This window comes from Halorientalis sp. IM1011 (assembly GCF_001989615.1).
Taxonomy (GTDB): Archaea; Halobacteriota; Halobacteria; order Halobacteriales; family Haloarculaceae; genus Halorientalis.
Genome location: NZ_CP019067.1, coordinates 736,767 through 755,959 on the forward strand (window position 1 = coordinate 736,767; position 19,193 = coordinate 755,959).

General features: G+C 68.1%; 23 protein-coding genes. 11 read left to right on the forward strand and 12 right to left on the reverse strand.

Translation table 11 applies throughout. From position 1 onward, the window contains the following. Window positions 1-37: 37 nt before the first annotated feature. Genes BV210_RS03750 through BV210_RS03760 form a run of 3 tightly spaced genes read right to left on the reverse strand, consistent with a single transcriptional unit; the run spans window position 38 to window position 2,743 of the window. A complete protein-coding gene (locus BV210_RS03750; protein WP_077207958.1) occupies window positions 38-460 on the reverse strand; it encodes a Mut7-C RNAse domain-containing protein in 423 nt (140 codons plus the stop codon). Between the two features lie 53 nt (window positions 461-513). Then, window positions 514-2,256 carry a DNA polymerase/3'-5' exonuclease PolX gene (gene polX, locus BV210_RS03755; protein ID WP_077205348.1) on the reverse strand — a complete coding sequence of 581 codons (1,743 nt, stop codon included), beginning with the start codon at window positions 2,254-2,256 and terminating at the stop codon, window positions 514-516. Between the two features lie 37 nt (window positions 2,257-2,293). Then, the gene (locus BV210_RS03760; protein WP_077205349.1) at window positions 2,294-2,743 is read right to left on the reverse strand and encodes a DUF5788 family protein; all 450 of its coding nucleotides are present in this window, start codon (window positions 2,741-2,743) and stop codon (window positions 2,294-2,296) included. Window positions 2,744-2,858: 115 nt separating this feature from the next. Between BV210_RS03760 and BV210_RS03765 the strand changes: the two genes are divergently transcribed. Both BV210_RS03765 and BV210_RS03770 read left to right on the forward strand, forming a co-directional pair. Next, window positions 2,859-3,803: a rhomboid family intramembrane serine protease gene (locus BV210_RS03765; protein WP_077205350.1), complete on the forward strand. Its 945-nt coding sequence runs from the start codon at window positions 2,859-2,861 to the stop codon at window positions 3,801-3,803. 3 nt (window positions 3,804-3,806) lie between these two features. After that, window positions 3,807-4,616, forward strand: a complete 810-nt coding sequence (locus tag BV210_RS03770; RefSeq protein WP_077205351.1) for an endonuclease V — start codon at window positions 3,807-3,809, stop codon at window positions 4,614-4,616. Window positions 4,617-4,630: 14 nt separating this feature from the next. On the opposite strand, the gene BV210_RS03775 is transcribed toward BV210_RS03770, so the two are convergent. Beyond that, a complete protein-coding gene (locus tag BV210_RS03775; RefSeq protein WP_077205352.1) occupies window positions 4,631-5,416 on the reverse strand; it encodes a creatininase family protein in 786 nt (261 codons plus the stop codon). Window positions 5,417-5,543: 127 nt separating this feature from the next. Here BV210_RS03775 and BV210_RS03780 point away from each other — a divergent pair, with 127 nt between their 5' ends. From BV210_RS03780 to BV210_RS19680, 3 genes are read left to right on the forward strand one after another with little or no spacing between them, the layout of a single operon-like run. Then, window positions 5,544-6,371: an SDR family oxidoreductase gene (locus BV210_RS03780; RefSeq protein WP_077205353.1), complete on the forward strand. Its 828-nt coding sequence runs from the start codon at window positions 5,544-5,546 to the stop codon at window positions 6,369-6,371. Then, window positions 6,368-7,696 (forward strand): glycerate kinase, encoded by a 1,329-nt coding sequence (locus BV210_RS03785; RefSeq protein WP_077205354.1) that lies wholly within the window; start codon window positions 6,368-6,370, stop codon window positions 7,694-7,696. Before BV210_RS03780 ends, BV210_RS03785 begins: the two co-directional genes overlap by 4 nt. A gap of 57 nt (window positions 7,697-7,753) precedes the next feature. Continuing rightward, window positions 7,754-7,930, forward strand: coding sequence for a hypothetical protein (locus BV210_RS19680; RefSeq protein WP_157525788.1), 177 nt, complete (start codon window positions 7,754-7,756; stop codon window positions 7,928-7,930). Here BV210_RS19680 and BV210_RS03790 read toward each other — a convergent pair. Then, window positions 7,927-9,072, reverse strand: a complete 1,146-nt coding sequence (locus tag BV210_RS03790) for a TRC40/GET3/ArsA family transport-energizing ATPase (RefSeq protein ID WP_077205355.1) — start codon at window positions 9,070-9,072, stop codon at window positions 7,927-7,929. The genes BV210_RS19680 and BV210_RS03790 overlap by 4 nt on opposite strands. Before the next feature lie 90 nt (window positions 9,073-9,162). Here BV210_RS03790 and BV210_RS03795 point away from each other — a divergent pair, with 90 nt between their 5' ends. Next, complete coding sequence (locus BV210_RS03795) at window positions 9,163-10,011, forward strand: VOC family protein (protein WP_077205356.1); 849 nt, start codon at window positions 9,163-9,165, stop codon at window positions 10,009-10,011. A 33-nt stretch (window positions 10,012-10,044) separates the two neighbouring features. Here BV210_RS03795 and BV210_RS20150 read toward each other — a convergent pair whose 3' ends face one another. The 3 genes from BV210_RS20150 to BV210_RS03805 form a co-directional block, all read right to left on the reverse strand. Continuing rightward, window positions 10,045-10,200 carry a hypothetical protein gene (locus tag BV210_RS20150; RefSeq protein ID WP_170845305.1) on the reverse strand — a complete coding sequence of 52 codons (156 nt, stop codon included), beginning with the start codon at window positions 10,198-10,200 and terminating at the stop codon, window positions 10,045-10,047. Between the two features lie 55 nt (window positions 10,201-10,255). Beyond that, on the reverse strand, window positions 10,256-12,721 hold the full coding sequence (locus BV210_RS03800) for an ATP-dependent DNA helicase (protein ID WP_077207959.1): 2,466 nt from the start codon (window positions 12,719-12,721) through the stop codon (window positions 10,256-10,258). Window positions 12,722-12,800: 79 nt separating this feature from the next. Continuing rightward, a complete protein-coding gene (locus BV210_RS03805; protein ID WP_077205357.1) occupies window positions 12,801-13,901 on the reverse strand; it encodes a pyridoxal phosphate-dependent aminotransferase in 1,101 nt (366 codons plus the stop codon). Between the two features lie 124 nt (window positions 13,902-14,025). Here BV210_RS03805 and BV210_RS03810 point away from each other — a divergent pair, with 124 nt between their 5' ends. The 3 genes from BV210_RS03810 to BV210_RS03820 are packed head-to-tail and all read left to right on the forward strand — an operon-like array spanning window position 14,026 to window position 15,565. After that, window positions 14,026-14,466 (forward strand): hypothetical protein, encoded by a 441-nt coding sequence (locus BV210_RS03810; RefSeq protein ID WP_077205358.1) that lies wholly within the window; start codon window positions 14,026-14,028, stop codon window positions 14,464-14,466. Window positions 14,467-14,508: 42 nt separating this feature from the next. Next, window positions 14,509-15,027, forward strand: coding sequence for a CinA family protein (locus BV210_RS03815; protein WP_077205359.1), 519 nt, complete (start codon window positions 14,509-14,511; stop codon window positions 15,025-15,027). A 43-nt stretch (window positions 15,028-15,070) separates the two neighbouring features. Then, on the forward strand, window positions 15,071-15,565 hold the full coding sequence (locus BV210_RS03820; RefSeq protein ID WP_077205360.1) for a metal-dependent hydrolase: 495 nt from the start codon (window positions 15,071-15,073) through the stop codon (window positions 15,563-15,565). Window positions 15,566-15,579: 14 nt separating this feature from the next. Here BV210_RS03820 and BV210_RS03825 read toward each other — a convergent pair whose 3' ends face one another. Then, window positions 15,580-16,314 carry a PHP domain-containing protein gene (locus BV210_RS03825; protein WP_077207960.1) on the reverse strand — a complete coding sequence of 245 codons (735 nt, stop codon included), beginning with the start codon at window positions 16,312-16,314 and terminating at the stop codon, window positions 15,580-15,582. A gap of 138 nt (window positions 16,315-16,452) precedes the next feature. Here BV210_RS03825 and BV210_RS03830 point away from each other — a divergent pair, with 138 nt between their 5' ends. Next, entirely contained in the window at window positions 16,453-16,758 is a 306-nt protein-coding gene (locus tag BV210_RS03830; RefSeq protein WP_077205361.1) for a hypothetical protein, read from the forward strand. 81 nt (window positions 16,759-16,839) lie between these two features. After that, window positions 16,840-17,235 carry a hypothetical protein gene (locus BV210_RS03835; RefSeq protein WP_077205362.1) on the forward strand — a complete coding sequence of 132 codons (396 nt, stop codon included), beginning with the start codon at window positions 16,840-16,842 and terminating at the stop codon, window positions 17,233-17,235. A 93-nt stretch (window positions 17,236-17,328) separates the two neighbouring features. On the opposite strand, the gene BV210_RS03840 is transcribed toward BV210_RS03835, so the two are convergent. The 3 genes from BV210_RS03840 to ftsZ all read right to left on the reverse strand — a co-directional run bounded on the left by BV210_RS03840 (window position 17,329) and on the right by ftsZ (window position 19,189). Continuing rightward, on the reverse strand, window positions 17,329-17,766 hold the full coding sequence (locus BV210_RS03840; protein WP_077205363.1) for a transcription elongation factor Spt5: 438 nt from the start codon (window positions 17,764-17,766) through the stop codon (window positions 17,329-17,331). 1 nt (window position 17,767) lies between these two features. Then, on the reverse strand, window positions 17,768-17,944 hold the full coding sequence (locus BV210_RS03845) for a protein translocase SEC61 complex subunit gamma (RefSeq protein ID WP_077205364.1): 177 nt from the start codon (window positions 17,942-17,944) through the stop codon (window positions 17,768-17,770). A gap of 87 nt (window positions 17,945-18,031) precedes the next feature. Next, window positions 18,032-19,189, reverse strand: coding sequence for a cell division protein FtsZ (gene ftsZ / locus BV210_RS03850; RefSeq protein ID WP_077205365.1), 1,158 nt, complete (start codon window positions 19,187-19,189; stop codon window positions 18,032-18,034). Window positions 19,190-19,193 lie beyond the last annotated feature (4 nt).

A 19,193-nucleotide genomic window follows, 5' to 3' on the forward strand; every position in this document is an offset into this window, starting at 1 on the left:
TCGTTGACGACCCATCGCCAGTGCGTCACCACGGCCCTCACAGTTCTGCCAGCGTCGCGGCCACGTCCGCCCAGTGACTCCCTTTCCAGAAATACTGCCCGCAGTCACGACAGCGCCAGACGTTCGTCCCAGCCGGAGCTGGCGCGTACTCCGGCGTCGACTCGTCCCCGTCGACCGCTTCGACCACACCGTTGCAGTGGCTACACCGCATCGGCCGATCGGGCAGTTCGAGGCGGAAGCCGGCCTCGCGGAGTTCCCGCAACTGCTCGGTGGGCTCGCGGGCCGAAAGCAGGACGGAATCGTCGGTCCGGGCGGCCAGCCCGCGGTCGCGGGTCAGAAGGGTACGTCCTTCCGCGCGGGCCAGCGCGAGGATCGGATCGTCGTGCTCCAGCCCCCGATCCATCGCGTAGGCGGCGTCGTACCCACACATCCGCAGGTACGTGGCGAGTTTCCCGAGCATCACGTCCAGCAGGAGGCCGTCGCGGGGGCGCTCCCGGTCGGGTGAGTGAGTCGTCACAGCCCCAGGAACTCGCCCAGACCGTCGGCGCCTCGGGTGTTCAACACGTCGTCGGCCTCTGCCCAGCCCCGGCGGGCGGTGTGGACGCCGTAGCGGACGTAGGAAAGCGTCCCGGGCTGATGGGCGTCGGTGTCGATGGCGACGGTCGCGCCGGACTCGATGGCCGGCTTGACGAGACTCCCGTCGATGTCCAGCCGCCGCGGGTCGCTGTTGATCTCCAGTGCGACGCCCGCGTCCGCAGCCGCCTCGGCGAGTCGCTCGATGTCCACGTCCAGCCCCCCGCGCTGGTTGAGCATCCGGCCGGTCGGGTGGCCGAGTACGTTCACTTCGGGGTGTTCGACGGCGCTCACGAGCCGGTCGGTTCCGTCGCCGTCGAGACCGGCGTGGGGCGAGGCGACTACCAGATCCAGCGCTTCGAGCACGTCGTCGGCCACCGAAATCGACCCGTCGGCCCCGATGTTGGCCTCGACGCCCGCGAACAGGTCGACTTCCACCTCGTCGTCGACGGCCCGGATCTCGTCGATCTGCTCGCGTAGTTCGTCGTCTTCCAGGCCGACACCGCCGACCATCCCCGGACCGGTGGCGTGGTCGGTGATGGCGAGGTAGTCGTGGCCGAACGCGGCCGCGGCCTCGGCCATCTCCCGGATCGTGTTGCCCCCGTCTGACCACGCCGTGTGGATGTGGAGGTCGCCGCGAACGTCGTCTTCGGACAGGAGATCCGGCAACTCGCCGTCGGCGGCAGCCGCGATCTCACCGCGGTCTTCCCTGAGTTCCGGCGGAATCCACGGGAGGTCGAGCGCGTCGTACATCTCTTCCTCCGTCTCGCCGCCGACGCGGTCGCCGGCCCGCTGGTCGGCATCGGGATCGTCGACCTCCGAGACGTCGAAGATACCGTACTCGTTCATCTTCAGGTCGCGGTCGATGGCGCGGTTGCGCAGGCGGACGTTGTGGTCCTTGCTGCCGGTGAAGTACTGGAGGGCCGAGCCGAACTCCCCGGCGTCGACCACCCGAAGGTCGACCCGGAAGTCGTCGATCCGGAGGCTGGCCTTGCTCTCGCCGGCCTCGATCACGGTCTCGGCGGCGTCCCAGTCCGTGAACGCGGAGATCACCGCATCGGCGTCGTCGCTGCCGACGAGCACGTCCACGTCGCCGATGGTCGGCCGCCAGCGCCGGATCGAGCCCGCGAGTTCGACCGACTCGACCGCATCCACACCGGACAGAAAGTCCCGCACGCGGTCGCCGTAGGGTCGGGCCTCCCCGAGCAGTTCCCGCTCGTGGGCCTCGCGAGCGAACGCGACGCCGTCGAGGATGTTCAGTTCGGTCTTCTCGCCGAATCCCGAGATCTCCTGTATCTCGCCGTTCTCGGCCGCGTCTTCCAGTTCGTCCAGTGTGGTGATCCCCAGCGCGTCGTAGAGCGTGCCCACGGTCTTGGGGCCGACGCCCTCGACGCTCGTGAGTGCGGCCATGTCGACGGGGAGGTCGTTCCGGAGTTCGTCGAGTTCCTCGATCCCGCCCGTCTCGACGTACTCGACGACCTTCGAGGCGATGGCGTCGCCGACGCCCTCGATCTCCTTGACGCCGTCCTCGCCGTCGGCCGCGAGGTGTTCGATCGCGGCGGGGTGGCCCCGGATGTTCTCGGCCGCGCGGCGGTACGCGCGGGGTTTGTACTCGACGTCCTTGGCTTCGAGCAGGTCGGCGAACTCCTCCAGAAGGCTGGCGACCTCCGCGTTGCGGCTCATTGCCGGACCCTTGGGCGGCCCGGGGTATCAAAGTGTTTCAGCGACCGCGACCGACGCCGACGCCGCTGTCGTCGTCCTCGTGGCCCAGCGCCTTCTTGAGGAACTTCGTCCAGCGCTTCTTGTCCTGGGTGGCCTGCAGTTCGGCCTCCCGTTCGAGGTTCGTCGGGCCGAGGTTCTCCAGCGCGTTCAGCGCGCGGTCGATGCCGATGATCGCCCGGGCGAGGTCCTCGCCCTCCTCGTAGGTGACATCGCCCTCTTCGATCAGTTCCTTGCGCTGGAGGCGTTCCCGCCGGAGGTTCTTCTTCGCCTGTTCGACCCGCTCGCGCTCGCCCTCCGGGACGGTGTCGCGGCGCTTGATCTCGAAGACGAAGGTCCGGAGGTCGATGGACTCCCCCTGCACCTCGATCTCGTCGGGGATGTCCGCCCCGACGGTCGCGCCCTCCCGCTGGATCCGTTCGAGGAGCTGTTTGCGCTGGAACTCCTGCACGCTCGCGTGTGGGGCCGCGACCGACAAAACGTTCTCGGACCCGCCCGGATCGGCCGCGTGCGGCCATCGGGGCGGTGGGGAAGACCTTTCCGGGGGCGTACCCTACCCCGGCACAATGGCGAAGTGCGACGAGTGTGGGCGAGAGGAAAACATGCCGTATCAGTGTCGCCACTGCGGGGGGACGTACTGCGGCGACCACCGCCTCCCCGAGAACCACAGCTGTCCGGGGCTAGAGAACTGGGACGACCCCGGCGGCGTCTTCGACAGCGGCTTCGACGACACCGTCGACGGAAGCGGCGGCGGGGGCTGGGGGAGTTCGTCGGGCAGTAGCGGTGGCGTGCTGTCGAAGGTCGGGATCGACACCGGCCCCGGCGGGCTGATGGCCTACTTCCGGGGGAACATGACCTACCTCTTCCTGGGGATCATCTGGGTCGTGTTTCTACTCGAACACGTCGTCTTGCTTACGCTCGGCAGGGACGCCTTCAGGACGCTGTTCGTAATCTCACCGACACATCCCGAATACGTCTGGACCTGGGTCACGTCGATCTTCTCCCATCAGCCGTTGAGCTTCTTCCACATCGCTGGCAACAGCATCATCATCTACTTCTTCGGCCGGATCGTCGAGCAGTACGTCGGCTCCCGGGATTTCGCGTTACTCTTTCTCGGGAGCGGCATCCTCGCGGGTCTGGGCCAGATCGCCATCCAGGCCTATCAGGGGAACCCGGCCGGAGCGCTCGGGGCCAGCGGCGCGGCGCTGGCCATCATGGCGGTGTTGACGGTGCTGAACCCGAACCTCAAGGTGTACCTCTACTTCCTGCTTCCCGTCCCGATCTGGGTGATCACCATCGGCTACGCCGCACTGAGCGCGCTGGGAATGGTCGGCGGCCTCGGCGGCGGGATCGCCCACGCCGCTCACGCGGTCGGCCTCGTGATCGGGTTCGTCTACGGTCAGCGGGTCAAAGACAAGATCAGCGCGCCCGGGCAGCTCCAGTTCGGCGGTGGCGGTGGCGGCATGCGCCGCGGACCGGGCGGTCCAGGCGGTCCCGGCGGCCGGTTCTGACCCATGGAGCCCGTCCACCCCGAATTCGCGCCCGACGCGAGTCTCGACCGCGACGAGATGGAAGCCCTCCAGCGCGAAATCGCCGAGAGAGCAGTCTTCAGGGACGACTTCGAGTTCGATTCGGAGCGAGTCTGGCCCGTCAGCGAGAGCGGCCAGCGGGAACTGGGTGATACCGCCGGCGGGGACTCAGACGCCGGCGATTCGCCGGTCGTCGTCGGCGTCGATCAGGCCTTTCTCGACGACGAGCGCGCGGTGTCAGCGCTGGTCGCCCTGCGGGACGGCGAGGTGATCGAGCGCGCCCACGCTGTCGCGCCGACCGAGATCCCGTACATCCCCGGCCTGCTGTCCTTCCGCGAGGGCGGCGCGATCCTGTCGGGGTTCCGTGAGCTCTCGGTCGAACCCGACCTCGCCGTCTTCGACGGGAGCGGCCGCATCCACTTCCGCGAGGCGGGGATCGCGACGCACGTCGGCGTGATGCTCGATCTGCCGAGCATCGGCGTGGCGAAGAACCTGCTCTGTGGCCGGCCCGCCGCGTCGACCGACGGACTGGTCGAGGGCGAGCGGGTGGCAATCGAGGCCGACGGCGACGTGACCGCGCCCGACGGGACGGTGATCGGCTACGCCGTCCAGTCGCGGCAGTACGACTCGCCGAACCGCTACATCAACCCGCTGATCGTCAGTCCGGGGCACCGCGTGAGCGCCGCGACGGCCGCCGATCTGACCCTCTCGTGTTCGGCCGGCTACAAGCTCCCGGAACCGACGCGGCTGGCCGACAAATACGCCGACGATCTGAAATCGGAGATCGGGGACTGAGAAGGACGGGCTGCTTACTGCTCGCGCTCGCGAACGTGCGGTTCCGGCATCAGCTCCTCGAAGGGCTGGTCGTCGATCCACTCACAGAGTTGCACCAGCTGGTCGCTGGCGGCCTCGAACAGTTCTGCTCCCTTCTCGGGGGTGGCGTCGGTCTGGTCGCCGAGCACGCCGTTGCCGGTGTTGTCCGCGGCGTCGTAGAAGGTGCGCGCGCCGTGTTTCATCGTCCCGGCCTCGTCGACGCTCGGGACGCCGCCGTCGCGGGCGTCTTCGAGGCGGTCGTCGTGGACGAGTTCGTTCGCGATGTGCATGATCATCGCGGTCTCCTTGGGGCCGCCGTGGGGGCCGTTCTGTGCGAACAGGTCGTCGACGAGGTCGGGGATGGACTCGTCCCACATCCACTCGACGGCGAAGGCGGTCTCGGTCTCGTGGAGGCGGCGGCCGACCTCCTGGAGGTGCTGGACGTTGCCGCCGTGGGCGTTGACGTAGACGATGCGGTCGATGCCCTGGTAGGTGAGGTTCCGGGAGAAGCTCTCGACGTAGTCACGGAAGACGGGTGCGTCGACCCACATCGTGCCGTGGAACTGGCGGTGGTGGGGCGAGACGCCGACGTTGATCGTCGGGGTACAGAGGTAACCGGTCCGGTCGGCGACCTCGCGGGCCAGCGCCTCGGCGATCATGTGGTCGGTCCCCTCGGGGAGGTGGGGGCCGTGCTGTTCGGTCGAGCCGAGGGGAACGATGGCCAGCGACTCTTCCTCGAAGTACGTGCCCAGATCGGGCCACGCCTCGTCTGCGAGATACATTCGGTGGGTTTCAGGAGTCCAGAACCCAATAGCCTGCCCATTCCGGTCGAGCAGCCGGCGGGGTGACCGGCGAGTGATCCGTTGGAAATACTGGCAATTTAACAGCGACCCGGGCGAGGCGACGGGTATGGAAGACAAGACGGTGCTGATCACGGGGGCGTCGTCCGGCATCGGTCGCGCGACGGCACAGGCGTTCAACGACGAGGGATGGACGGTCTACGCCACTGCGCGGGACACTGACGACATCGAAGATCTCGCCGACGCCGGGTGTGAGACACAGGAACTCGACGTGACCGAGGCCGAACACGTCGAGGCGGCCGTCGAACGCGTCATCGAGGACGAGGGGCGACTCGACTGTCTCGTCAACAACGCCGGCTACGCGCAGTTCGGGCCGCTGGAGGACGTACCGACCGAGCGCGTCCACGACCAGTTCGACGTCAACGTCTACGGTCCGCACCGGCTGATCCGCGAGGCCCTGCCCCACATGCGCGAGCAGGGCGAGGGGACCATCGTCAACGTCTCCTCGGTGGCGGGCCGCCTCGCCACGCCGGGGATGGGCGTCTACAACGGCTCGAAGTTCGCGCTCGAAGGGCTGACCGACGCGCTCCGAGGTGAGATCGAGGAGTACGGGATCGACGCGGTCCTCGTCGAACCCGGGCCGGTCGACACGAACTTCGACGACCGCGCGGACGAGGAGCTGGAGGACGGTACCAAGCGCTCGGGGGCCTACGAGTCGCTCTACGTGTTCTACGAGGAGGGCCAGACCTTCGGCGGCGCGAGCGCCCTGTCGGTCCCGCCGACGGACGTCTCCGAGACGATCCTCGAAGCAGCCTGCTCGCCCGACCCCGATCCGCGCTACCCGGTCGGCCAGGTCGCGAAATACGGCCTGCTCGCCCGGTTCGTCCCCGACCGCATCCGCGACCGGCTCTACGGACTGGCGAGCAAACTGGCGTGATCGACGCCCGCGACGATCTCGCCCGGACCCCCGCCCACGACCTCGCGCTGTCCTGCGTCGAGGCGGGGATCGGCGCAGCGCATCCGGAGCGGGTCGTCCGCGACCGCGTCGACGTGGCGGGCGAGCAATTGCGGATCGCCGACGAGGTTATCGACCTCGACGGGTTCGACGAGGTGGTCGTCCTCGGCGGCGGGAAGGCCGCGGCACACGCTGCGGTTGCGCTCGAAGCCGTCCTCGGCGACCGCCTCGACGGCGGCGTGGTGGTCACCGACGACCCCGTCGAGACGGAACGCGTCACCGTCCGCGAGGGCGACCATCCGGTTCCGAGCGGACGCGGCGTCGAGAGTGCGCGAGCGGTCCAGGAGGCTGCCGAAGACGCCGACGACGACACGCTCGTGCTGGCGGTTCTGACCGGCGGCGGGAGCGCACTGTTGCCCGCGCCGGCCGAGGGGCTCGAACTCTCGGATCTGCAGTCCGTGACCGAGTCGTTGCTGGCGGCTGGCGCACCAATCGAGGCGGTCAACGCCGTCCGGAAGCACTGCTCGGCGATCAAGGGTGGCCAGCTGGCGCGGGCGGCCGCGCCGGTGACGATCGTCACGCTGCTGTTCTCGGACGTGGTCGGCGACGATCCGGCGGTGATCGCTAGCGGCCCGACCGTGCCGGACCCGACGACGTTCGCCGACGCTCGGCGGACCCTCGACGAGTTCGACATCGACGCGCCCGAAGCAGTCCGCGAGCGGATCGAGCGCGGCGCGGACGGCGAGGTCGAGGAGACGCCGGACGCCGACCATCCGGTCTTCGAGCGGACGAGTACACACGTCCTCGCGAACGGGCGGACGGCCATCGACGCGGCCCGCGACGTGGCCGCCGACGCCGGGTTCACCCCACTGGTGCTCGCCGCGGGCATCGAGGGGGAAGCCCGCGAGGTAGCGAAGACCCACGCGGCGGTGGCCCGGGAGATTCGCGAGACCGGGAATCCCGTCGAGCCGCCCGCGGTCGTCCTCTCGGGCGGGGAGACGACGGTGACAGTCGAGGGCGACGGGCGGGGCGGACCCAACTGCGAGTTCGCGCTGAGTGCGGCCCGCTCGCTCCCCTCCAGTACTGTTCTCGCCGCGGTCGACACGGACGGCCGGGACGGAGCCAGCGGCGCGGCGGGCGCGCTGGTCGACGCCGAGACGGTCGACGACGACGCGGCTTCGGGGCGAGCACTTTCGGACAACGACGCGGCGACGTACCTCGACGAGCAGGACGCCCTGCTCCGGACGGGACCGACGGGAACGAACGTCAACGACCTGCACGTGCTGATCGTCAGCGACGAGGAGTGAGCGGAGCGCGGAGCGGGTTTCGGGCGACTTTTCCCGGACCGAGGCCAAGGTCGGCGTATGGACGTCGACTTACCCGAGATCTTGCTCGCGGTTCACGTTCTCGTGGGGATGGTGTTCGTCGGGCTGGGGATCCAGAACTTCGTCGGCGGCCGTCAGGTCGGCCTCGTGTTGAACGGCCTGCTCGGCCTGCTGATCATCGGGATGGGCGTCGGAATCCAGCAACTGCTCGACTAGTCGAGACAGGCCGCGACGACCCGCAACAGGTTCTCTCCGCGCACTTCGTCGGCGAACAGCGGGACGCGTTTCACGTCGTGGCCCCGGAACAGGTCCTGTGCTTCCTTGAGCGCTTGCTGTTGAACCTGCCACCGGCGCTGGCAGAACTCACAGTCGTCCAGATCCGGGGAGACGAACCAGTCGCCCTCCACGTCCGCCACGTCGGTCAGGTCCTGCATGACGCGGTTGACGACGACGGTCTCGACGGGCACGCCGAAGGAGTCCAGTCGGTCGAGCAACCGCTGGGATTCCATCACGCTCAGCCCCTCTGGTACCATCACGATCCGGAAGTCCGTCTTCGCCGGGTCGCGCAATACGGCCCGAAGCCGCTCGATGCGCTCGCGCAGCACCTCCAGGTCCTCCACGTCCGCGCCCTGATCACCGTCACCGCCGCCGAACGGCAGCGAGTCGAAGAGGCCGCTCAGCCGCTGGCGGAGTTTCAGCAACCGGCCCATCATCGAGTCGAGCAGTTCCGGGAGTTCGAGCAAGCGAAGGGTGTGGCCCGTCGGCGCGGTGTCGACGATCACCCGGTCGAAGCGCTCGTCGTCCATGTACTCGAGCAGGAGTCGCATCGCGGCCGCCTCGTCCATCCCGGGCATCGGCCCTGCCAGGGGGTCCGCGGCCGCGGCGTCGTCGTCGGCTCCGGGATCGGTCCCCGACCCGGTACCGGCAGCGCCCGCACCGGTGCCGCCGGCCTGTCCAGCACCGCCGGGCTGTGCGCCCTGCCCGCCCATCGGGCCGCCACCGCCGAGTAGCTGGCCGAGCCCGCCCATGCCGCCGAGGCCGCCCTCGGCGTCGAAGGGGCCGTCGCCGACCGCCTCTTCGGGGTCGATCTCGGCGGCGTAGAGGGGGATATCCTCCCGGATGCGCTCGGGTTCCGCCGGAATCGTCGTTTCGAGGGTGTCCGACAGCGAGTGGGCGGGGTCGGTCGAGACGACGAGCGTGGCGGTGCCGTCGCGGGCGCTGGCCAGCGCGGTCGCGGCCGCCATCGTCGTCTTGCCGACGCCGCCTTTCCCGCCGTAGAGGACGTACTCGGCCGCGTCGACGCCTGTCGGGACGGCCGCCTCGTCGATCTCCTCGACGGCCTCGACCTCGAGATCCATATCTACGGGTTCGTCGCGGGACTTGTGTACCCGTCGGTCCACCGACGCCCTCCCCGTGGATACTTCGCACTCACACTCCTAGGATCGGCCATGACCGCTCGAACAGGGACGCTCCCCGCGGACACGCACGTCGGTCGTGTGACGCTCGCAGTCGGCGACCTCGACCCGACCCTCGCGTTCTACCGCGACGTGGTCGGCCTCCGTGTCCACGAGGAGCGCGACGACGAAGCGACGCTGGGCGACGGGACGACATCGTTCCTGAGTCTGCGCGAACGACCGGACGCGCGACCGCGCGGCGCGACGGCGGCCGGACTCTTCCACACTGCCTTCTGCGTGCCGTCGCGGGCGGCGCTGGGAGACGCACTGGAACGCATCGACGAGCAGTGGCGACTCGACGGGGCCTCGGACCACCGCGTCAGCGAGGCGCTCTACCTGTCGGACCCCGAGGACAACGGCGTCGAGATCTACCACGACCGACCCCGGTCGGAGTGGCCGGTCGGTGACGACGGGCGCGTGCAGATGGCGACGCTTCCGCTGCCCACCGACGACCTCGCGTCGGCAGCCGACGGCCGCGACCGCGTGCCCGAGGGGACCGACATCGGTCACGTCCACCTCGAAGCGACGGATCTGGCGGCCGCGCGGCGGTTCTACGTCGACGGACTCAGACTGAGAGTTCGCCAGGAGTTCGGGTCCGACGCGCTCTTCCTCGCCGCCGGCGACTACCACCACCACGTGGGCGTGAACACCTGGAACGGCCGCACCGAACCGGCGGGCGAACGCGGTCTGGCCCAGTTCGAACTGGTGGTGCCCGACGCCGACGCGCTCGACGCCGTCGCGGATCGGCTGACGGACCTGGACGTGGCGGTGACCGGCCGGGCGGACGAACTCTCGGTCGCGGACCCGGACGGTATCGACGTTGTACTCCGGACCGACGACTAGGCGGGGCTCGATGGCGAGAGAAGGGAAAAGGCGTCAGGACCGCGAGGAGCGGGCCTCGCGGACGTCGTTTCCGTCCCTGATCTTGTCCTCGCAGTTGGGACAGACACGCGGTGCGTCGAGAGTCTCGGGCGTGAACACCCGGACGTACGCCTCAGTCACGAAAGAACCGCAGTTCTGACACTCAGGCATCCGACTGAAATCGGGGAATCGCGCCACATATGCTTTCTGAAACGACGACGAGAATTCACTCCGGCCGGTCGTGGTCGCTCCAGAACGAGTCGAACTGCGGCCCGAGGAAGTCGGGCGTCATCCGGACGAACTCGCGGCGCTCGGCCGGCGAGAGGTACTCGTGGACCGAATGCACGGCGTCGGGCGTGTAGCGCTCGCCGACCAGCATGCGGACGCCCACCTCCTCGGTCCCGCGGATGACTCGGCCGATAGCCTGGCGCGCGCGTCGGACCGCGGGCACCGTCAGCGCGTACTCGAAGGCCACGTCGTCGCCGAAGGCCCGGCCGTAGGCAGCCCTGACCGCTCGGACGCGGGGCGAGCCGATGTTGACCAGCGGGATGCCCACGACGGCACAGGCGTGGAGTTTGTCGCCGTCGTAGTCGACGCCCTCCGTGAGCGTCCCGCGTGTGCTGGTCACCAGCACCTTCCCCGGGCCGCGGAAGAACTCGCTTTTGAGTTCGTCGGTCGCCTCGTTGCTCGAACTCTCGTCCACCAGGACGTCCTTCTCGACCACGTCACGGAGGTAGCTGCCGGCCCACGCGGCCTCCCGGTAGTTCGGCATGGCGATCATCACGTTGCCGGGACTGCGCGCCACGGTGCGGAGGACCTGCTCGTACTCGTCGCGAGTGCGGTTGCCGTGATCCATGACCGGATCACCGCGGTTCCGGGCGGTGTAGGCCGTTGCATCGACCATCCAGCTCGCCCGGTTCTCCTCGGGGAACGTCAGCCCGTACGAGCGGGTCTCGACCGGGCGGCCGGGGTCGTCATCGGAGGCCGCGAGGCCGCCGGTCCCGGTCGCTTCGATGGCGTCCAGCCCCGAGACGCGGGTGAACACGTCCAGCGGTTCCAGCGTCGCGCTCATCAGGACGCCGCCGCCGAGTTCGTCGAAGATGGTTCTGAGGGCCTCGGCGGGCATGCAGTCGTACAGCAGGAGGCCAGCGGTGTAGACCTCCTGCCACGGGTTGGCGGTCGCGCCCGTGTCCGACGGGGAGTGTTCGAGTTCGATCTCCCGGAAGGCGGTGGCGTGGTCGCGCTCGTACCAGTTGCCCATCACCGCGCCGACGGCAGCCGCGACGCACTGCCGATTCTCGCCCAGTTCGTCGAGTGTCGTCTCGATCGCGGTCCCGACCGCGGCCAGCGTCCGCCACAGGTCCCCCGAGTAGCCCGCCGATTCGGCCCACTCGGTGAGGTCGTCGACTTCCTCCGTTTCGGGGTCGCGCAGCGGAACTTCCAGATCCTCCTCGGGGAGCGAGCGCAGGTCGCTCTCCCAGCCGCGACCGAACTCGGAATCGAGGTGGTCGGTCACCCTGTCGTCGAGCCAGCCCACGAGGTCGTCGTAGAAGTCCCGCGCGGTCTCGACGGCCTCGACCGGCACGTCGTGACTGGCCAGCCGGTCGTCGACCTCGCGCTCGTGCTCGCGGCTCTGGCCTCGGAGCTGGAGCAACTGGTTGCAGTCGTTGCGTGCCCGGACGAGGGTGTGTCGCCCCACCCGATCCGAGAGCAGATCCCGGACTCTCCCCTCTAACCTGTGAGCCTCGTCGACGATCACGAACGTGCTCTCGTCCAGCACCTGCGAGAGGAGCGGGCGCGAGTTCGGGTCGAACAGGTGGTTGTAGTTGCCGACGACCACGTCGGCCTCGCCCAGCAGCACGCCCATGGCCCGGTGGGGACAGGTCCCGTGGGCGACGGACTCGGGCAGGAACTCCTCGGCAGTGAGGACGTTGTCCTCGCCGTCGGTGAAGTCGACGGGCGAGCCCTTGTCGCGGGCGTACCAGTCGGCCTCGAAGGGACAGTACAGCGGCGGGTCGTCGCCGTCGGCCATCTCCTCGGGGGCGCGGGGCTGCTCGCGGCGGTACGGCGACTCGACGCCCGCAGTTTCGAGTCGGTCGTCGGCCATCGTGTTGAACTGCTCGGGGTCCCGGCGGGCCGCCTTCGCGAGGTCGGCCCCGCGTTTCGGGTCCCACCACTGGTCCTCGCCGTCGACGTCGCCGCCGACCGCCGCGTCTGCCGCGGCCCCGCTGTGGGCGTCGGTGCCGCCGTCGGCCTCGACGAGGCGAGCGGTGTCTTCCCGGAGGTCCTCACAGCGGTCGTGGACGCTGGCGTCCCGCGGGAACAGGTCCTCGCGGCCGTACGGACAGAGGTCGCGTTTGCCGACGAGGGAAATACCGTCGAGCGGGTCGTCGAGGCCGGAATTGATCACCCGGAGGTCCTCGACGAACTGGTCGAGTTGCTGTTTGACGGGGGTGACGACGACGACGCTCTCGTAGTCGTCCTCGCGGACGAGCGTGGTCGCGGCGGTCAGGGCCGCCATGGTCTTGCCCGTTCCGCAGGGTCCCTCCATCGCGAGGTAGCCGTTCTTTCGGCCGGCCGCGATGGCCGCCTCGACGGCGTCGGGCTGGTTCTCGTAGGGCTCGTCGTAGCCGAAGTACGGCCGCCAGGCCGGCTCGTCGCCGTCGTCGCCGTCCCCGCCGCTTTCGGCCATCGCGGACGACGGGTCGGATCCCTCGCGGTCGCTCATTGGGAACAGGTGGGGGCGTCCTCGGGTATGAACCCCCGGATTCTCACTCGAAGTAGTCGGCCAGCCGTTCGGCGGCGTCCGCGGCGCGCGGTGTCACCAGCGCGAACCGGAACCAGTCGGCCCGGGACTCGCCGAAGGCCGCGCCCGGCATCCCCGCGACACCGGCCTCGTCGATCAGTCGTTCGACGTTCTCCATGGTCCCCGAAAAGCCCGGGAAGCGGGCCATGACGTAGAAACTCCCCTCGGGCGAGGTGTACTCCGCGCCGGCGGCGTCGAGTGCGTCTGTGAACGCCCCGATCCGCTCGCGGAGCATCTCGCGGTTCTCCGCGTAGTAGTCCGGCGGTGTCTCCCGGAGCGCCCGCCAGACCGCGTACTGGGCCGGCCGACTGCTCGTCACGTTGGTCAGCATGTGCCGGGTCCGGAAGCCGTCCATCAGCGGCTCCGGGACGATGGCGTAGCCCACCCGGAAGCCGGTGATCGCCAGCGACTTCGAGAACGCGTTGGTGACGATCCGGTGGTCGGAGTCGACCGCGAGCGCGCTGGTGAACGTCCCGCTGTAATCGAAGTGGTCGTACACCTCGTCGCTGACCAGCAGGGCGTCGTACTCCTCGGCGATAGCGACGAGTTCGCGGACGGTTTCCTCCGGATAGACCGCCCCCGTGGGGTTGTTCGGGCTGTTGACGACGATGAGTGCGGTCTCGTCGCTCGCTGCCTCGCGGACGGCAGCGGAGTCGAGTTGTCCGTCGTCGTCGACCGCGACGTAGCGGGCCCGCCCGCCGAGCAGGTTCGTCCGCCCGGCGTAATAGGGGTAGACCGGATCTGTCAGGATCACCTCGTCGCCGGTACCCCGTGTGAGTCCCTCGGCCATCGCGAGGTGGTTGGCCTCCCCCGCACCGTTCGTTATCAGCACCTGCTCGACCGAGACGTTCCGGCGGGCGGCGATCTCCTCGCGCAGCTCCAGCAACCCCTCGCTGGCGGGGTACTGGAACCCCGCGGGGTCGCTGTCGGCGTACTCGATCAACCCATCCCGGAGCGCCCCCGGCGGTTCCCAGTCGGGATTTCCACTCACCATGTCGACGACGTCCCGCTCGGCGGCGTCCGCGTACTGCATCACCCGGAAGAACTGCGGCCGCTCGTAGTCCATATCCACGCTCGAACGGGGCAGACCCTGTGTCTTTCCCAACGCGACCGCCGGAGACATATGTCAATTCTCGATGTCATCGCTCGGCAAATTGATTTATCACCGATGCTCGACTCCACGCGTAGGTATGAAGGAGCCGTCGATCAGTCCCAAACCGTCGAAGACCCACATTCTCTGGACGAGCGACGAGAAAAACGGGATCAAGCGGTTCGACGGCGACCACCTCCGGAAGTGGTGTCGACACTACGGCTTCGACTTCGAGACCTACTCCCGGGTCGATCACGAACGCGCCGAGGAGTCCCGGACTCAGTACCAGTGCGTGTTCAGCACCGGATCGGGATCGGGGGACACCTTCGAGGTGGACGGCGAGGAGTGGACCATCCAGACCGGCGAGTCACCGCGGACGTTCGTGGAGATCGACGAGGAGGGCATCATGCGGATCCAGGGCTGGTCGACCGAGCGTCTCATCGACGTGGCCGAACTCTGGCACGAGGACGCGGAACTGTACATCGTCGCCACGGGCGACGGCGACAACCTCCACCTCGATACCGACGACCTGACCCGGTAGCCGACCGGGGCCTTCTTGGCCGACGCGGGCGTTTTCCGGCGCATGCGCGAGTTCGCCTCCGACACGCCCATCGAGGAGACGGTCGGCGACCGTCTCCGTGAGGCCGATCATACTGTGGCCGTCGCCGAGGGCTGTACCGGCGGCCTCGTCGCGACGCTGCTGACCGCCGCACCGGGCGCGAGCGACTTCCTCGACCGGGCGCTGGTCCCCTACTCCTACGACTCGCTACGGGAGTTGCTCGCCCTCGACCGCGAACTGCTCGACGAGCACGGCGTCGTCAGCGCGACGGTCACCCGGAACCTCGCCCGCGCCGTCCGCGACACGGCGGGAACGACCTGGGGGCTCGCGACCGCCGGCGTCGCGGGCCCCGAGGGCGGCACGCCCGAGAAACCCGTGGGCACCGCCTTCGTCGCCGTCGCCTACGCCGGCGAGTGGGGGACCGACACCTCGACGGCCACCGTCGAGCGCTACGAGGTCGACGGCGATCGCGAGGCGGTCCGCGAGCGGGTCGCGCGACGAGCGCTCTCGGACCTGGATACCCACGTCAGGGACCGGACCTGAAGACGGGAAAGCCTTTGAGTGGGCCGGTCCAGTCGCCGGACGGATGAACAAAGAGGGCCACGTCCTCAACGCAGTTCTGCTGAGTATCGGCCTGGGCTACATCCTCGAACCGGCCGGCGACTTCTCGACCTTCCGCACCATCGCCGAAGTGACCATCCCGATCACGCTAGGCGCGCTCTTTCCCGACGTCGACACCGCCTTCGGCCGTCACCGGAAGACGCTCCACAACTTCCTCGTGCTGGGCATCTTCCTCGCCTATCCCCTGGTCTTCGACAACCTCCAGTTCGTCTGGCTGGGCGTGTTGACCCACTACATCCTGGATCTGGCCGGGAGCAAGCGCGGGTTGGCGCTGCTGTACCCCTGGGACCGGGAGTTCGCTCTGCCCGTCGGTGTCACGACCTCCAGTAAGTACGCCAGTCTCGCGACGCTCGTGATCACCGGGTTCGAGTTGCTACTCGTCGGCCTGCTGGTCTTCTACGCGCCGGCGTACGTCCCGCCGGAACTGATCCAGCACGGGACGACGGTGCTCGGCGTCTGACGGGGCCCGATTTATCAGTACAGTCGCACGTCGTCGAACTCGTCGCGGTAGGCGATATGTCCCGGATGAGTCGGATCGGTCCCCTGGAGGTAGATCCGGTCGAACTTCTTGTACGTGTTCTCCCAGAGCAGGTGGGCGAACTCGGTCTTGCACCGCAGGGTGTGAGAGAGCCCGTCGCGGTGGAAGACCCGTCGGTCGGCGTCGGCCTGCAGCGCGGTCACGAACTCCGCCGTGCTCTCGATGGGCTCTTCGAAGCTCGTCCACACCTCGCCGATGGTCTTCGGGAGGTGAGCGTAGGAGGACGCGAAGGCCGGCAGATCGGTCTCGCGAGCGATTTCGCGGGCGCGCCGGTTGTCACGGGCCAGGTGTTTGGGGTTGTACACTTCCACCGCGTCGATCACGTCGCGGTACTCCCGGATCAGTTCCGCGTCGAGACTCACCGTCAGAAACTCCGGGTGGGGGACGAGCACGCCGGCGTTCTGTCGCCGGAGTTCCGCCATGGTGCCTTCGAGGGTCAGAAAGTCCGGCACGGGGTCGGTGAGGCCGACGGCGAGGACGTGCCGGCGGGACCGCCAGTCCCCGGTGAACAGTTCGCGGGCTGGAATCACGAGCAACTCGTCGTCTGAATACTCGCGAGCTTTCTCCTCGATGTCCGGGAGTCGAGTGAAGTGTGGGGCGTAGACGAGGGCGTCCAGTCCTCGCGCTTTCGCCCGACTGACCACCTCGTCGTCCAGCACCTTCACGTGCATGTCGACCCGGAACCCGTCGTCGCTCGCCCTGCCGGCCATTGGTCGTGGGAGGTTTCGTCGGTCGAGTGATATGGATTCTGGTTTCACGCGTAGAGGGCTGGCGAACGTTTTTATCCGTTGGCCGACTGCATCAGATCGATGCCACATTGGGAGTGTGCGATCGAGGGCGACACGGACCGGTTCGACCGCGTCGAGGACCTCATCATCCATCAGGCGACCGAACACGAGCGCATCGAGTGTCAGGTCTGCGGGACCGTCCTCCCGGACGGCTACTTCGCGATCCGGCACGCCTTCGACGAACACAGTCGCGCCGAGTACGTCCGCGCCTACGACGCCACCAGCGACGAGGTGCGCCGCCGCGAGAAGATCAAGGAAGCCATCGAGGACGAGGCCGACATCAACGAGGTCATCGACCGCCTCGAAGGCAACGGCCCCAGAGCCTGACCCCGCGACTCCCGCTACACCAGTTTCCGAACCGGAAGCGCCGCGACTGGTTTTATCTTCGCCACCTTCGACGCGTCGAGTATGCCCTCCAGTTCGACCGACACCCGGAGTTCACTCTGGGACCGCGCGACCGCCCAGCGCAACGTCGTCATCTACGTCGCCATCCTCGTGGCCGTGCCGACAGCCTACGGGTTCCACACGCTCGTCGATGCCGCCGCCGGTGACTTCCTCCTCCTGATGACACTGGCCACCGGTGTCCCGATGACCTACAACAATTACTGGCCTGCCTACGACCGGACCTGGAAAGCCGTCGGCTGGGTACTCGTCACGTGTACCCTCGCCACGGGCGTCTTCACCGGCCTCTATCTGGCCGGGACCGACCTGCTCGCGGTCGCACCGTTCCCGGCCAGCGCCGGTGCGTTCGCCGTGACCTTCCTCGGCGTCCACGGCATCGGCTACCTCTGGCACGGGCGATGAAAACGGACTAGCAGCCGAAACGGCGTTTCTGACCGCTCTTCTGAGTCTGCTCACGGGCGCTTCACGCCCGTTCGCATGGTATGAGGAGCGCTTTCAGCGCTCCTCACTATCCAAGACGCGAATCTGGTCACCGCGGACGGTGACCGGAATCGGGACCGTCGCCTCGTACAGCTCGACGGTAACCTGATCTTTGGACTCGTCGATGCGCTGGACCTGGGCCTTCTCGCCCTTGAACGGGCCGGCGATGAGTTCGACGATGTCGCCCTCGGCGATCCCCTCAACGTCGGGTTTCGGCGAGAGGAAGTGTTCGACTTCGGCGATGGAACTTTTCCCCTGGACGACCCCGCGCATGTGCGGAATCTCGTCGGAGATGCGCTCGAAGACGGCGGCGTCGTCGGCCTCGACCATCACGTAGCTTGTGAGGCTGTCGGGCGCGAGGGCCGCGTGGATCGACGGCTCCTCGCGGTTCATGATCATGTCCGCGACGGTGCGTTCCTGACTGGCCGTGGTTTTGACAGCGAAGATACCCATGTTAGACGGGAGCAGTGGTGATGAAGCTCATCAGCAGGAAGATCACGAATCCCATCAGACCGACCAGGCCGATTCCGGCCCCGGCGATCTTGGCGATCTGGGAGAACTCTTCCCACGACGGCGTACTGGCGAGCTTCAGCACCCGAACGTAGGAGGTGAGGTCGTACGGTACTTGCATGGCAGGGTGTAGCCCCTGCCCCTTTTTCTATCTATTGGTGCAACTCGACGCTGCGACGGAACGAAAAGCGGACCGCGAGCAGTCGAACTACTCCACGTAGTCGATGTCGTCGCCGAGGTTCTCCGCCGCCTGCTCGACCTCGGTCTCGTTCTTGCCGTAGATCTGCGGGCTCTCGACGCCGGTGACGACGATCATGGTCTCCATCTTGCCCTCGAAGTCCTGGTTGACCGACGCGCCCCAGATGATCCGGGCGTCCGGATCGATCCGGTCGTAGATCTCCTCGACGACACCCTCCGCCTCCTCGATGGACATGTCGGGACCGCCGACCACGTTCACGAGCGCGCTGTTCGCGCCGTCGAACTCCACGTCGAGCAGGGGCGATCTCAGTGCCGATCTGATGGAGTCCTGTGCCTTGTTCTCGGAATCGGACTCCCCGAGGCCGATCATGGCGACGCCGCCGTTCTCCATGATCGTCCGAACGTCGGCGAAGTCGACGTTGACGAGGCCGGGCTTGGTGATCAGCTCGGTCATGCCCTTGACCGAGCGCATCAGCACGCGGTCACAGATCTTGAACGCGTCCTGCAGGGGCATCGAGGGCGCGTAGTCGAGCAGGCGGTCGTTCGGGACCACGATCACGGTGTCGGAGACGGCGCGCAGGCGTTCGAGGCCCGCGTCGGCGTTGGCCCGCCGGCGCTCACCCTCCGCGGTGAAGGGAATCGTCACGATGGCGATGGTCAGCGCGCCGGCCTCCTGTGCGGCCTGGGCGACGACCGGGGCCGCGCCGGTGCCGGTCCCGCCGCCGAGGCCGGCGGTGACGAACACCATGTCCGAGCCGTCGATGGACTGCTGGATGTCCTCGATGTTCTCCTGGGCGGCCTCCTCGCCGATCTTCGGGACCGACCCCGCGCCGCGGCCGCCGGTGCGTTTCTTGCCGATCAGAATCTTGGTGTCGGCCTTCACCTCGTCGGCGAGGTGCTGGGCGTCCGTGTTGGCCGCCACGAGCTTCGCGCCGTGGATGCCCTCCTCCATCATCCGGGTGACCGTGTTCCCGCCCGCGCCGCCACAGCCGACCACGGTGATCTTCGTCTCGAGGTCCTTGACGACGCTCGCCAGTTCCTCGTCGCTCATCTGTCCCGACGTGGACACGTCCTCCGTGGCCGTCGTCCCGCCAGTCTCGGTCTCTTCTGGTGCCTGTGCCGGCTCCTCGTCGCTTTCCTCCATGGCGTCGTTAATAATGGAGTCCATATTT

Excerpts from the sequence above, each read along its gene's own strand:
- BV210_RS03790 (WP_077205355.1), bottom strand. The coding sequence starts at position 9,072 with ATGGATCTCGAGGTCGAGGCCGTCGAGGAGATCGACGAGGCGGCCGTC.
- BV210_RS03810 (WP_077205358.1), top strand. The coding sequence starts at position 14,026 with ATGAAGGAGCCGTCGATCAGTCCCAAACCGTCGAAGACCCACATTCTC.
- BV210_RS03840 (WP_077205363.1), bottom strand. The coding sequence starts at position 17,766 with ATGGGTATCTTCGCTGTCAAAACCACGGCCAGTCAGGAACGCACCGTC.
- BV210_RS03775 (WP_077205352.1), bottom strand. The coding sequence starts at position 5,416 with ATGTATCTCGCAGACGAGGCGTGGCCCGATCTGGGCACGTACTTCGAG.
- BV210_RS03830 (WP_077205361.1), top strand. The coding sequence starts at position 16,453 with ATGCCACATTGGGAGTGTGCGATCGAGGGCGACACGGACCGGTTCGAC.
- BV210_RS03780 (WP_077205353.1), top strand. The coding sequence starts at position 5,544 with ATGGAAGACAAGACGGTGCTGATCACGGGGGCGTCGTCCGGCATCGGT.
- BV210_RS03820 (WP_077205360.1), top strand. The coding sequence starts at position 15,071 with ATGAACAAAGAGGGCCACGTCCTCAACGCAGTTCTGCTGAGTATCGGC.
- BV210_RS03805 (WP_077205357.1), bottom strand. The coding sequence starts at position 13,901 with ATGGACTACGAGCGGCCGCAGTTCTTCCGGGTGATGCAGTACGCGGAC.
- ftsZ (WP_077205365.1), bottom strand. The coding sequence starts at position 19,189 with ATGGACTCCATTATTAACGACGCCATGGAGGAAAGCGACGAGGAGCCG.
- BV210_RS03800 (WP_077207959.1), bottom strand. The coding sequence starts at position 12,721 with ATGGCCGAAAGCGGCGGGGACGGCGACGACGGCGACGAGCCGGCCTGG.
- BV210_RS03835 (WP_077205362.1), top strand. The coding sequence starts at position 16,840 with ATGCCCTCCAGTTCGACCGACACCCGGAGTTCACTCTGGGACCGCGCG.
- BV210_RS03845 (WP_077205364.1), bottom strand. The coding sequence starts at position 17,944 with ATGCAAGTACCGTACGACCTCACCTCCTACGTTCGGGTGCTGAAGCTC.
- BV210_RS03795 (WP_077205356.1), top strand. The coding sequence starts at position 9,163 with ATGACCGCTCGAACAGGGACGCTCCCCGCGGACACGCACGTCGGTCGT.
- polX (WP_077205348.1), bottom strand. The coding sequence starts at position 2,256 with ATGAGCCGCAACGCGGAGGTCGCCAGCCTTCTGGAGGAGTTCGCCGAC.
- BV210_RS03825 (WP_077207960.1), bottom strand. The coding sequence starts at position 16,314 with ATGCACGTGAAGGTGCTGGACGACGAGGTGGTCAGTCGGGCGAAAGCG.
- BV210_RS20150 (WP_170845305.1), bottom strand. The coding sequence starts at position 10,200 with ATGCCTGAGTGTCAGAACTGCGGTTCTTTCGTGACTGAGGCGTACGTC.
- BV210_RS03770 (WP_077205351.1), top strand. The coding sequence starts at position 3,807 with ATGGAGCCCGTCCACCCCGAATTCGCGCCCGACGCGAGTCTCGACCGC.
- BV210_RS03815 (WP_077205359.1), top strand. The coding sequence starts at position 14,509 with ATGCGCGAGTTCGCCTCCGACACGCCCATCGAGGAGACGGTCGGCGAC.
- BV210_RS19680 (WP_157525788.1), top strand. The coding sequence starts at position 7,754 with ATGGACGTCGACTTACCCGAGATCTTGCTCGCGGTTCACGTTCTCGTG.
- BV210_RS03765 (WP_077205350.1), top strand. The coding sequence starts at position 2,859 with ATGGCGAAGTGCGACGAGTGTGGGCGAGAGGAAAACATGCCGTATCAG.
- BV210_RS03750 (WP_077207958.1), bottom strand. The coding sequence starts at position 460 with ATGCTCGGGAAACTCGCCACGTACCTGCGGATGTGTGGGTACGACGCC.